Source organism: Rhodoplanes roseus (genome assembly GCF_003258865.1).
In the GTDB taxonomy this organism is placed as follows: domain Bacteria; phylum Pseudomonadota; class Alphaproteobacteria; order Rhizobiales; family Xanthobacteraceae; genus Rhodoplanes; species Rhodoplanes roseus.
On record NZ_NPEX01000127.1, the window covers coordinates 1 to 11,718 of the forward strand.

At 71.0% G+C, this 11,718-nt stretch carries 9 protein-coding genes; 2 read left to right on the plus strand and 7 right to left on the minus strand.

Annotation, left to right across the window (positions count from 1 at the left end; translation table 11 throughout):
• A partial coding sequence (locus CH341_RS17795; protein WP_111420341.1) for a ComEC/Rec2 family competence protein occupies positions 1-1,852 on the minus strand: 1,852 nt, incomplete at its 3' end.
• Positions 1,853-2,073: 221 nt separating this feature from the next.
• The gene (locus CH341_RS17800) at positions 2,074-3,756 is read right to left on the minus strand and encodes a glutamine--tRNA ligase/YqeY domain fusion protein (protein WP_111420342.1); all 1,683 of its coding nucleotides are present in this window, start codon (positions 3,754-3,756) and stop codon (positions 2,074-2,076) included.
• Positions 3,757-3,948: 192 nt separating this feature from the next.
• On the opposite strand from CH341_RS17800, the gene gltX reads away from it, so the two are divergent.
• Positions 3,949-5,400 carry a glutamate--tRNA ligase gene (gene gltX / locus CH341_RS17805; protein WP_111420343.1) on the plus strand — a complete coding sequence of 484 codons (1,452 nt, stop codon included), beginning with the start codon at positions 3,949-3,951 and terminating at the stop codon, positions 5,398-5,400.
• A 198-nt stretch (positions 5,401-5,598) separates the two neighbouring features.
• Positions 5,599-6,906, plus strand: coding sequence for a citrate synthase (gene gltA / locus CH341_RS17810; RefSeq protein WP_210208421.1), 1,308 nt, complete (start codon positions 5,599-5,601; stop codon positions 6,904-6,906).
• 153 nt (positions 6,907-7,059) lie between these two features.
• Here gltA and lpxB read toward each other — a convergent pair whose 3' ends face one another.
• The 5 genes from lpxB to lpxD are packed head-to-tail and all read right to left on the minus strand — an operon-like array spanning position 7,060 to position 11,464.
• Positions 7,060-8,223 carry a lipid-A-disaccharide synthase gene (gene lpxB / locus CH341_RS17815; RefSeq protein ID WP_111420344.1) on the minus strand — a complete coding sequence of 388 codons (1,164 nt, stop codon included), beginning with the start codon at positions 8,221-8,223 and terminating at the stop codon, positions 7,060-7,062.
• Positions 8,220-9,104, minus strand: a complete 885-nt coding sequence (locus CH341_RS17820) for an LpxI family protein (RefSeq protein ID WP_111420345.1) — start codon at positions 9,102-9,104, stop codon at positions 8,220-8,222. Before CH341_RS17820 ends, lpxB begins: the two co-directional genes overlap by 4 nt.
• Positions 9,101-9,910, minus strand: coding sequence for an acyl-ACP--UDP-N-acetylglucosamine O-acyltransferase (lpxA, locus tag CH341_RS17825; protein ID WP_111420346.1), 810 nt, complete (start codon positions 9,908-9,910; stop codon positions 9,101-9,103). Before lpxA ends, CH341_RS17820 begins: the two co-directional genes overlap by 4 nt.
• Before the next feature lie 5 nt (positions 9,911-9,915).
• A complete protein-coding gene (gene fabZ / locus CH341_RS17830) occupies positions 9,916-10,377 on the minus strand; it encodes a 3-hydroxyacyl-ACP dehydratase FabZ (protein ID WP_111420347.1) in 462 nt (153 codons plus the stop codon).
• A gap of 10 nt (positions 10,378-10,387) precedes the next feature.
• Positions 10,388-11,464 carry a UDP-3-O-(3-hydroxymyristoyl)glucosamine N-acyltransferase gene (lpxD, locus tag CH341_RS17835; RefSeq protein ID WP_111420348.1) on the minus strand — a complete coding sequence of 359 codons (1,077 nt, stop codon included), beginning with the start codon at positions 11,462-11,464 and terminating at the stop codon, positions 10,388-10,390.
• Between the last annotated feature and the right edge of the window lie 254 nt (positions 11,465-11,718).

An 11,718-nucleotide genomic window follows, 5' to 3' on the forward strand; every position in this document is an offset into this window, starting at 1 on the left:
GCGCCGCGAAGCCGAGCGAGCCGGTGCGCAGCACCGACAGCCTGCCGTCGGCCCCGCGCACTGCCACGGCCTCGGCCCCGGGCGCGATCAGCACGTCCGGCTTTTCGGTGACGCCGGCGAGCAGCGCGGCGATCAGGAGGAGCCCTGCCCCGCTCCACCGCAGCGGCGTCTTGAGCAGCGTCACCACGACCAGCCCGGCGGTCGCCAGCAACAGCGGCGCGACGCCGAAGGCCGGGATGCGGCCGACCGCACCCGGCAGGGCGGCGACCCATTGCGCGACGCCCGTCATCCAGTCGATGCCGACGCCCATCAGCCGCCACAGCGGCCCGTCGAAGCCGAACGGCAGCGCCAGGAGCGCCAGCAGACCGGCCGGCATCACGAAGGCCGAGACGACCGGCATGGCGCCGAGATTGGCCAGCACGCCGTAGGGCGCGACGCGGTGGAAGTGATAGGCCGCGAAGATCGTGGTGGCGAAGCCGGCGACCAGCGAGGCGGCGACCAGCGCCAGCGTCTCACGAAGCCCCCACAGCGCCAGCCGCGCGCCGAGCGCGCTCTTGGGGCGCGCCGCGAACCAGGGCAGGCCGCGCTCGTAGACGGCGACCAGAGCCAGCGTCGCGGCGAACGACATCTGAAAGCTCGGATGCACCACGGCCTCCGGGGTCAGCAGCAACACGGCGAGTGCCGCGACACTCAGGGTGCGCAGCGTCAGGGCGCGGCGATCGAGCATCACGCCGACCAGCACGATCGCCGTCATCACGAAGGCGCGCTGGGTCGCCACCTCGGAGCCCGACAGCACCAGATAGAAGGCGGCCGCCAGAAGCGCCGCGCCGGCCGCCCATTTCTTGATCGGCCGCCGCAGCGCGAGATCCGGCACCAGCGCGAGGCCGCCGCGCAGCACGACGAACACGACGCCGGCGACCACCGCCATGTGATAGCCGGAGATCGACAGCACATGGGCGAGGCTCGACACGTACATGGCGTCGTTGACCGGCGTGGTGATGGCGTCGCGCTTGCCGGTGATCAGGGCGGAGGCGATGGCGCCGGCGTCGCCCGGCAGCGCTGCGCGAATGCGCCGGTCGATCGCCTCGCGCAGGTCGTCGAGCGCCGCGTCGATGCGCAGCCCGAGCCCCGGCCCGGCCGGCGCCGGAGCCGGCCGCACGGCGCCGAGCGCGAAGCCCGACGCGCCGATGCCGTGAAAGTAGAGGTCGCGGGCAAAGTCGTAGCCGCCCGGCCGCAGCGGGGTGAGCGGCGGCGACAGGCGCGCCGACAGTGCAACATAGGCGCCGACCGGCGGCGCCGTTCCCTTGCGCACGGCGACGCGCACGCGCTCCGGCCGCACGGTCTCGCGGGCGCGTGAAAACTCGTAGGCGTGGACGCGCAGGACGATGCGGTCGCTCTTCTCGCGCTCCTCGCGCTTCTCCACGAAGCCGGCGAGCTTGGCGCCGAAGGCCGGGTGGCGGAGCATCGGCGCATCGACCAGGCGGCTGCGCAGCGTCGCGGCGAAGAACCCGGCCGCGACCGCGGCGAGCGCGATGGCGACGAACACGCCGAGACCGTGCCGCCGCGCCGCGACGACGATCGCCAGCGTCGCCGCGACGGCCACGCCGCCGGCCCACAGGGCCGGCTCGGTCTCGGCCGAGAAATAGAGGATCACGCCGGCCGCGAAGCCGATCGGCAGCCAGGGAAACAGCCGCCCCGGCGCGACCTCGGCGGCGGCCCAGCCGGCGAGCGTCTGACCGGCCGCACGGCCGAGCTTGCCGAGCCCGGCCGGCACCAGGAGCCCATGCCCGCGGCCGGACGTGCCGGCCACCGGCCACGTCGCGGTGCGCCCTGCCCTGTCCGGCTCCGCCATCCGGTGCTCCGCCCGTGTCGGAGCCTTAGGCTATTCTAGTTTTGCGAGCGCTTCACGGTGAACACACCAGAAACACGGTGGTCATTCCGGGACGGCGCGGAGCGCCGGACCCGGAATCCAGCGCCGACCGATGCGCCCGTGGCTGGATTCCGGGTTCGCGACCCCACGGTTCGCGCCCCGGAATGACCAGGACCGAGCGGCGCCTTTCGCTGTTCGCCTGCTCAGCCCCCCGCCGCGACCTTGGCCCAGGTGTCGCGCAGGCCGATGGTGCGGTTGAAGACGAGGGCGCCGGGCTTGGAGTCCGGGTCGGGGCAGAAATAGCCCTGGCGCTCGAACTGCACGGCCTGCTCGACCGGCACGTCGGCCAGCGACGGCTCCAGCCGGGCGCCGGTCAGCACCTCGAGCGACTGCGGGTTGATGTCCTCGGCGAAGGTCGCCGGCGTCGGCGCGATCGCCTTGAAGAGCTGGTTGTAGATGCGCACCTCGGCCGGCACGCTGTCGGCGGCCGAGACCCAGTGGATGGTCGCCTTCACCTTGCGGCCGTCCGGCGCGTTGCCGCCCTTGGTGGCCGGATCGTAGGTGCAGCGCAGTTCCACCACCTCGCCGGAGGCGTCCTTCACCACCTCCTTGCAGGTGATGAAATAGGCCCAGCGCAGCCGCACCTCGCGGCCCGGCGACAGGCGGAAGAAGCCCTTCACGGGCGTCTCCTGGAAGTCGTCGCGCTCGACATAGATTTCCCGCGAGAAGCCGAGCTTGCGGGTGCCCTTGCCCGGATCGTCCGGATGATTGACGGCTTCGAGCTGCTCGCTCTGCCCTTCCGGATAGTTCTCGATCACCACCTTCAGCGGCTTGAGCACCGCCATGCGGCGCTCGGCCGTGCGGTTCAGCACCTCGCGAATGGAAAAATCGAGCATCTGCATGTCGACGACGCTGTTCGCCTTGGCGACGCCGATGCGCTTGGCGAAGTCGCGCAGCGCCTGCGCCGGCACGCCCCGCCGGCGCAGGCCCGCGATGGTCGGCATGCGCGGGTCGTCCCAGCCGGACACGTACTTGTCGCGCACCAGCGTGGTGAGCACGCGCTTCGACAGCACCAGATAGGTGATGTTGAGGCGCGCGAACTCGTACTGGCGCGGCCGCGACGGCACCGGCAGGTTCTCGACGAACCAGTCGTAGAGCGGCCGGTGGTCCTCGAACTCGAGCGTGCAGATCGAGTGTGTGATGTGCTCGATCGCATCCGACTGGCCGTGCGCGAAGTCGTAGCTCGGATAGATGCACCAGGTGTTGCCGGTGCGCGGATGATGGGCGTGCAGGATGCGGTACAGCACCGGGTCGCGCAGGTTGATGTTGCCCGAGGCCATGTCGATCCTGGCCCGCAGCACGCGCGCCCCGTTGGGGAACTCGCCCGCCCGCATCCGGCGGAACAGGTCGAGATTCTCCTCCACGGTGCGGCCGCGGAACGGGCTCTCGATGCCGGGCTCGGTGAGGGTGCCGCGGGTGGCGCGGATCTCCTCCTGCGACTGGTCGTCGACATAGGCCTTGCCGGCCCGGATCAGCACCTCGGCCCACGCGTAGAGCTGCTCGAAATAGCCCGAGGCGAAATAGAGGTGCGGCCCCCAGTCGAAGCCCATCCAGCGCACGTCGCGCTCGATCGAGTCGATGTACTCCTGCTCCTCCTTGGTCGGGTTGGTGTCGTCGAAGCGCAGGTGGCAGCGCCCGCCGAACTCCGCCGCGACGCCGAAATTCAGGCAGATCGACTTGGCGTGCCCGATATGGAGGTAGCCGTTCGGCTCCGGCGGGAAGCGGGTGATCACCTCCTTGCGCCGCCCGGATTCGAGGTCGGCCTGGATGATGTCACGGATGAAGTCGCGCCCCGCTTCGGCTGCGACCGGTTCGACTGCCGTCATGCTCGCTTGTCCCGTGGTCCGGTACCGCCGTGCGAGACACCGCGCGCGGCACTCCGTGAAGGGTCTTGTGCCAAATTCGTGCAGGTGCGCCAAGCCCGATCGCCGCGCCGGGCGCGGCCGCCGATTGCTCTCCGCCCCGACTGTGCTAGGAGGTGCCGCCCGTTCCTGCCCTGCGCGGCCAACCAGCGTGCCATGACCGAAACCGTCGTCACCCGATTTGCTCCGTCCCCGACCGGCTTCCTGCATATCGGCGGGGCCCGCACGGCGCTGTTCAACTGGCTCTATGCCCGCGCCCGCGGCGGCAAGATGCTGCTGCGCGTCGAGGACACCGACCGCGAGCGCTCGACCGACGCGGCGATCGACGCGATCCTGGACGGTCTCGCCTGGCTCGGACTCACATGGGACGGCGACACCGTCTACCAGTTCTCGCGGGCCGCCCGGCACCGCGAGGCGGTCGAGCAGCTTCTCGCGACGGGCGGCGCCTACCGCTGCTATGCGTCCCAGGCCGAGCTCGACGCCATGCGCGAAAAGGCCAAGGCGGAGGGCCGCACCCGGCTCTACGACGGGATGTGGCGCGACCGCGACCGGGCGACGGCGCCGGCCGGCGTCAAGCCGGTGATCCGCCTGAAGGCGCCGCTGACCGGAGAGACCGCGATCGACGACCAGGTCCAGGGCCGGGTCGTGTGGCAGAACGAGAATCTCGACGATCTCGTGCTGCTGCGCTCCGACGGCACGCCCACCTACATGCTGGCCGTGGTGGTCGACGACCACGACATGGGCGTCACCCATGTGATCCGGGGCGACGACCACCTCACCAATGCGGCGCGCCAGAAGCAGATCTACGAGGCGCTCGGCTGGACCGCCCCGGTGTTCGCCCACATCCCGCTGATCCACGGGCCGGACGGCTCCAAGATGTCGAAGCGCCACGGCGCGCTCGGCGTCGACGCCTACCGGGCCATGGGCTACCTGCCGGCGGCGATGCGCAACTATCTGGTCCGTCTCGGCTGGAGCCACGGCGACCAGGAGATTTTTTCGACCGACGAGATGGTCTCGGCGTTCGATCTGCCCCAGATCGGCCGTTCGCCGGCGCGCTTCGACTTCGCCAAGCTGGAGAGTCTCAACGCCCACTATATCCGCCAGCTCGACGAGACGGCGCTGCTGGCCGAGATCGAGGGCGTGCTGCCGCATGTCGCGCAAGGCGCCGAGCTCGCCGGAAAGCTTACGCCGGCCTTACGGCAGAAGCTGCTGGCTGCCCTGCCCGGCCTGAAGGACAGGGCCAAAACCCTGGTCGACCTGATCGAGCAGGCGCGTTTCGTCTACGCCGATCGGCCGATCGCCCTCGACGAGAAGGCCAAGGCGCTGCTGACCGCCGAAGCCCGCAAGACGTTGGCCGGCCTCGTCGCGGCGCTGGCTCCGGTCGAGCCGTGGACCGCGGAGGCGACCGAGGCGGCGGTGCGCAGCTTCGCCGAGGAGCGCAGCATCAAGCTCGGCGCCGTGGCGCAGCCGCTGCGGGCGGCACTGACCGGGCGCACCACCTCGCCCGGCATTTTCGACGTGCTGGCGACCCTGGGCAAGGAGGAATGCCTGGGGCGCCTGCAGGATCAGGCGGGTCTCGCAGCCGTGACGTCGGACGCCCGCGCCTGACCTCGCGGGACGCGGCGCCGGCCCCCATATTGCTGGTTCGAACCGCCGTCCCGCGTCTGTTCTCGACCCGTCCGGCGTCACCTTGCCGCACTGCACGAGATGCGGTACGCAAGTCGCGGTCGAGCGCCAGAAGTACCCCGTCAACCGCCGGCCAGAGCGAGCCAATGGTTCGCGCGACCCCTGACATCCGAGGAGCCTATGGACGCTAAATCGGGCGCCAACACGAAGACCGGGACCCTCACGATCGGCAACGAGAACCATTCGTTCCCGGTCCACCAAGGGACCATCGGCCCTGATGTCCTGGACATCAGCAAGCTCTACGGCAAGGCCGGCATCTTCACCTACGATCCCGGCTTCACGTCGACCGCGAGCTGCGAGTCGAAGATCACCTATATCGACGGCGACGAAGGCATCCTGCTCTACCGCGGCTACCCGATCGAGCAGCTCGCCGAGCACGGCGACTTCCTCGAGACCTGCTATCTCCTGCTCTACGGCGAGCTGCCGACCGCGGCGGAGAAGAAGGACTTCGACCTGCGGGTGACGCGCCACACCATGGTGCACGAGCAGATGGCCCGGTTCTACCAGGGCTTCCGCCGCGACGCGCATCCGATGGCCGTCATGGTCGGCTGCGTCGGCGCGCTCTCGGCGTTCTATCACGACTCCATCGACATCTCCGATCCGCACCAGCGGATGGTCGCCTCGATCCGCATGATCGCCAAGATGCCGACCATCGCGGCGATGGCCTACAAGTACACGATCGGCCAGCCTTTCGTGTTCCCCAAGAACGAGCTCGACTACTCGGCCAACTTCCTGCGCATGTGCTTCTCGGTGCCGTGCGAGGAGTACAAGGTGAACCCGGTCCTGGCCCGCGCCATGGACCGCATCTTCATCCTGCACGCCGACCACGAGCAGAACGCCTCCACCTCGACGGTGCGGCTCGCCGGCTCGTCGGGCGCCAACCCGTTCGCCTGCATCGCGGCCGGCATCGCCTGCCTGTGGGGCCCGGCGCACGGCGGCGCCAACGAGGCGGCGCTCAAGATGCTGGCCGAGATCGGCAAGGCCGAGCGCATCCCCGAGTTCATCAAGCGCGCCAAGGACCCGAACGACTCCTTCCGCCTGATGGGCTTCGGCCACCGCGTCTACAAGAACTACGATCCGCGCGCCAAGATCATGCAGTCGACCTGCCACAAGGTCCTGGCCGAGACCGGCGTCAACGACGACCTGCTCGAGGTCGCCATGGAGCTCGAGCGCGTCGCCCTGCACGACGAGTACTTCGTCGAGAAGAAGCTCTATCCGAACATCGACTTCTATTCGGGCATCACGCTCAAGGCGATGGGCTTCCCGACCAGCATGTTCACGGTGCTGTTCGCGCTCGCCCGCACGGTCGGCTGGATCGCCCAGTGGAAGGAGATGATCGAGGACCCGAGCCAGAAGATCGGCCGTCCGCGCCAGCTCTACACCGGCAACACCCGGCGCGAGTACTGCGACATCGCCAAGCGGCACTGACCGCCTCGCACCGACGACCAGACCAGACGGGGCGCCTGCGGGCGCCCCGTTTTGCGTTCGGAGGTGACGGTCCACGACGCGGGGCTGGACCGAACGCGTCCTCGTGGTGAGGACGCGCACTCCGTCCTCATGGTGAGGAGCGGCCGCCGGCCGCTATCGGGCGCGGAAAAATTCGGCCAGGACGATGTCGGCGGCGCGGTCGCTGGGGCGCGCCGTGCCGATCTCCATGACGGCGTCCAGTCGCGCGAACGCGGCGACCTGACGGCGGCGCTCGGGCGTGTCGGCGAGCAGCGGAGCGAGCGCCGCCGCGAGCGCCTCGGGGGTCGCGCCGCGCTGGATGAACTCGGGCATCGCCTTCTCGCCCAGCACCAGATTGGCGAGCACGATGGTCGGCACCTTGATCATCAGATGCCCGATCAGCTCCTCGATCAGCGACACCTTGTAGGCGACGACGGCCGGCACGCCGGCGACGGCCAGCTCGAGCGTCACGGTGCCGGAGGCGGCGAGCGCGGCGCGGGCCTGGCGGAACGCCGCCCACTTCTCCTCCGCGGTCGAGACGATACGGGGCTGCACGGCCCACGCGGCGGTCGCGTTCTTCACGCGCGCCAGGAGGTGCGGGGGCGTCGGCAGCACGGCGTCGACCGGCCCGCCTCGCGCGACGAGGCGCGCCAGCGCGTCGCCGAACAGCGCCGCGAGACGGGCGAGCTCGCCGCCGCGGCTGCCCGGCAGCACCAGCAGCACGGGCGGGTCCGCGGCGCGGCGTTCGGCGTCCGCCGGGCCGGGGCGCAGCAGCGCCGTCTCGGCCGCGAGCGGATGGCCCACATAGCTGCAGTCGGGTCCGCCGAGCTTCTGATGCGCCTCGGGCTCGAACGGCAGCAGCGCCAGGACATGATCGACATAGGCCCGCATGGCGCGGGCGCGGCCCGGACGCCAGGCCCACACCGAGGGCGAGACGTAGTCGACGACCGGCAGATCCGGCAGCGCCTTTCGCACGCGCTTGGCGACACGATGGGTGAACTCGGGGCTGTCGATGATGACCAGCACGTCCGGCTGCGCCGCGACGATCGCGTCGGCCGCGGCGGCGATCTTGCGCAGCAGGCCCGGGAGCTGCGCCAGGATCGCCGTGATGCCGATGATGGCGAGCTCGTCGATCGGGAACAGGCTGGTCAGCCCCTGCCCGATCATGTCGGGCCCGCCGAGCCCGACGAAGCTCGCGTTCGGAACGCGGGCGCGCAGCGCGGCCAAGAGGCCGCCGCCGAGCCGGTCGCCCGACGCCTCGGTCGCCACCACGGCGATGACGGGGGCGGTGCGGCTCATGCGCTCTCCCGGGCCGTGACGCCGAGAGCGAACAGGCCGGCGGCGTCGGCGCGCCGCACGACCTCCTGGGGCTCGGCGACGATGACGGCTCCGGCCGCCACCGCCACCCCGGCGAGGCCGGCACGGGCGACGGCGTCGATCGTGTTCGGGCCGATGGTCGGCATGTCGAAGCGCTCGTCCTGGCCCACCTTGGGGGCCTTCACCAGCACGCCGACGCCGCGCGGCAGCTTGATGCGGCCGACCTCGCGCAGCTCGGCGATCCGGGCCAGCATGCGGTCGGTGCCCTCGGCAGCCTCGACGGCGAGGACATGCCGGTTCCCCACCACGGCCGCCTGACCGACGTCGAACGGGCTCATGGCGGCGAGCAGGCGGAGCCCCAGCGCGATGTCGGCCTCGTCGCGGGCGACCGGCCGGCGGGCGCCGAACGCCCCCTCCCCGGCCAGGATGTCGGGCGCCACCTGATGGGCGCCGAGCAGCCGGCAGCCGTCGTCCTCGAGCATGCGGCCGAGACTGGTGAGCAGATGGTCGTCGCCGCCGCGGAACGCCCGCACGATGCGCGGCACGACCCGCACCGTGCCCCAGTCGGGCCGGAGCTGCCGGAGCGCGGGTCGCAGCAGGACGCCGATGACCACGAGGTCGCGGCAGCCCTCCTTGCGCATCAGCCGGAGGAACGTCCCGTAAGCGGCGAGCCGCAGCCAGTGATGGCGGAACGGCGCGACGACGGCGGGATCGGCCCAGCCCTTGACCGCGAACATCACGACCGGCCGGCCGGTCGCCTGGACCTTGGCGGCGATGTCACCGGGCAGCCGGCCGCCGCCGCAGATGATCGCCAGCGGCCCCTCGGCCGCAGCACCGCCCGCGACTGGCGCGGGCGCGCTCACGACGCGCCACGAAGGGCGGCGCGCCTCACTCCCATGGTGAGGGCGCGGGTACCGCCGCGGATGAAGGCGACGATCTGCCCGATCAGCGGATCGTCGGCATATTCGGCCGCGACCACGTCGAGGCGCTCGCGGAACGTCCCATCGCCGAAGAACAGCGCCTCGAAGCCGCGATGGACGCGGTGGATGTCGGCCTTGGTGAGGCCGCGCCGCTTCATGCCGACGACGTTGAGGCCGATCAGCTCGGCCGACTGGCCGTGCACCAGGCCGAACGGGATCACGTCGGCGCGCACGCCGGACAGGCCGACGATCATGGCGCCGTCGCCGATGCGCACGAACTGCCGCACGGCGGCCTGGCCGCCGAACACGACGTTGCTGCCGACCTGGACGTGGCCGCCCAGCACGGCGTTGTTGGCGAACGTCACCTTGTCGCCGACGATGCAGTCGTGGCCGACATGCGAGCCGACCATGAAGAAGCAGCCGCTGCCGACCCGGGTGAGGCCCTGGTCGTCCTCGGTGCCGGTGTTCATCGTCACGCCTTCGCGGATGTCGTTGTCGGACCCGACCACCAGCCGGGTCGGGCCGCCGCGATAATGCGTCGACTGCGGCGGCGTGCCGAGCGAGGCGAACGGATGGATGACGTTGCGCTCGCCGAGCGTGGTGTGGCCGGTGATCGCGACGTGAGAGATCAGCCGCGTGCCGGCGCCGATCTCGACATGCGGGCCGACCGTGCAGAACGGGCCGATCTCGACGTCGTCGGTGAGACGGGCACCGTCGGCGACGCGCGCGCTCGGATCGATCTTCGCCATCGCGCTCACGACCCCGCCATCACGGCGCTGACCTCGGCCTCGGCGACGATCTGGCCGTCGACCTTGGCTTCGCCGCGGAACCACCACATGTTGCGGCGGCGGGACATCTTGGTCATGTGGTACTCGATCGTGTCGCCGGGGATCACGGGCTTGCGGAACTTGGCCTTGTCGATGGTGGTGAAATAGACCGTGTAGGGCGGCCGGCCGACCTCGCCGGACAGCACGCAGAGCACGCCCGCGGTCTGCGCCATGCCCTCGATCATCAGCACGCCCGGGAACACCGGCGTCTCGGGAAAATGCCCGAGAAACTGCGGCTCGTTGGCCGTGACGTTCTTGATCCCCACGCCGTACTCGGCCCCGCGAATGTTGATCACGCGATCGACCAGCAGGAACGGATAGCGGTGCGGGAGGGCTTTCATGATGGCCGAGATATCGGCCGCCTCCAGTCTCGTGACAGCCTCGGTCATCGCGGCGTCCTCAATGCCTATCGTCATCTGATGCGTGTGGTTTATCACTTCCGCCCCGGCCCTGGGCGAGGCGGTTGATGGCGCGCAGCTCGCGCATCCACGCCTTGGCGGGCTTGGCCGGCGTGCCGCCCCAGCGCTCGCCGCGCGGAATGTCGCTGTTGACGCCACTGACGGCGGCGACCTGGGCGCCCTCGCCGATCACGACGTGGTTGTTGACCCCGGCCCGGGCGCCGAGCACCACGTAGTCCTCCAGCACGGCGCTGCCCGAGATGCCGGTCTGGGCGACGATGACGCAATGCCGGCCGATCAGCACGTTGTGGCCGATCTGCACGAGGTTGTCGATCTTGGTGCCCTCGCCGATCACGGTGTCGCGGGTGCCGCCGCGATCGATCGTCGTGCCGGCGCCGATCTCGACGTCGTTCTGGATGATGACGCGGCGGAGCTGCGGCACCTTCTGGTGGCCGCCCGGTCCCATCACAAAGCCGAAGCCGTCCTGGCCGATGCGGCAGCCGGGGTGGACGATCACGCGGTCGCCGAGCAGCGCGTGGGTGAGGGTCGAGCCCGCCCCGATGGCGCAGTCGCGGCCGATCCGCACGCCCGCCCCGATCACCGTGGTCGGCCCGATCACGGTGCCGGAGCCGATCTCGGCGCCCGGCCCGACGACGGCGCCCGGCTCGACCACGGCGCCGCTCTCCAGCCGCGCGGAGGGATGCACCGAGGCGCCCGGCGACAGGCCGGGTGCGCCGTAGAGCGAGGTCGGCCGCAGCGACGCCGGGAACAGCGCCCGGGCGACCGCGACGAAGGCCCGGTACGGGTCGCGGGCGACCAGCACGGCCAGCCCGGCCGGCACGGCCGCGGCGAAGCGTGGCGCGATCAGGCAGGCCCCGGCCCGGGTACGCGCCAGCTGGTCGGCGTAGCGCGGGTTCTCCAGGAAGGCGAGGTCCGAGGCCCCCGCCTGGTCCAGGGTCGCGACATCGCGGATCACCCGGTCGCGCGGCGCATCGGCGGCCGGCTCGGCCCCCGTCAGCGTGGCGATCTCGGCAAGGGTGAGCGCGGTCGCGGGCTCGAAGAAGAAGGGTTCGCTCATGAGGGCGACGCTGTGCCGGGCCGGCGAGGCCGGGCCCCAGGCTCGAACGAATGGGAGGAACGGCGCTCGGCCGGTGAGTGACGCATGCCCAGAGGGTTGCCAGTTTCAACCCGGGCTGACAACGCCACAATCGGGCCCGGCCCCCACTTTTTACGGGCAGCCGAAATGCCGGCAGGCCAGGGCGGAATTGGGTCGGGGCAGAATTGCGCCGGGCCGAAACGCGAAGCCCGGAGGCATGGCCCCCGGGCGAAGCG

Excerpts from the sequence above, each read along its gene's own strand:
- CH341_RS17800 (WP_111420342.1), bottom strand. The coding sequence starts at position 3,756 with ATGACGGCAGTCGAACCGGTCGCAGCCGAAGCGGGGCGCGACTTCATC.
- gltX (WP_111420343.1), top strand. The coding sequence starts at position 3,949 with ATGACCGAAACCGTCGTCACCCGATTTGCTCCGTCCCCGACCGGCTTC.
- gltA (WP_210208421.1), top strand. The coding sequence starts at position 5,599 with ATGGACGCTAAATCGGGCGCCAACACGAAGACCGGGACCCTCACGATC.
- lpxB (WP_111420344.1), bottom strand. The coding sequence starts at position 8,223 with ATGAGCCGCACCGCCCCCGTCATCGCCGTGGTGGCGACCGAGGCGTCG.
- lpxA (WP_111420346.1), bottom strand. The coding sequence starts at position 9,910 with ATGGCGAAGATCGATCCGAGCGCGCGCGTCGCCGACGGTGCCCGTCTC.
- fabZ (WP_111420347.1), bottom strand. The coding sequence starts at position 10,377 with ATGACCGAGGCTGTCACGAGACTGGAGGCGGCCGATATCTCGGCCATC.
- lpxD (WP_111420348.1), bottom strand. The coding sequence starts at position 11,464 with ATGAGCGAACCCTTCTTCTTCGAGCCCGCGACCGCGCTCACCCTTGCC.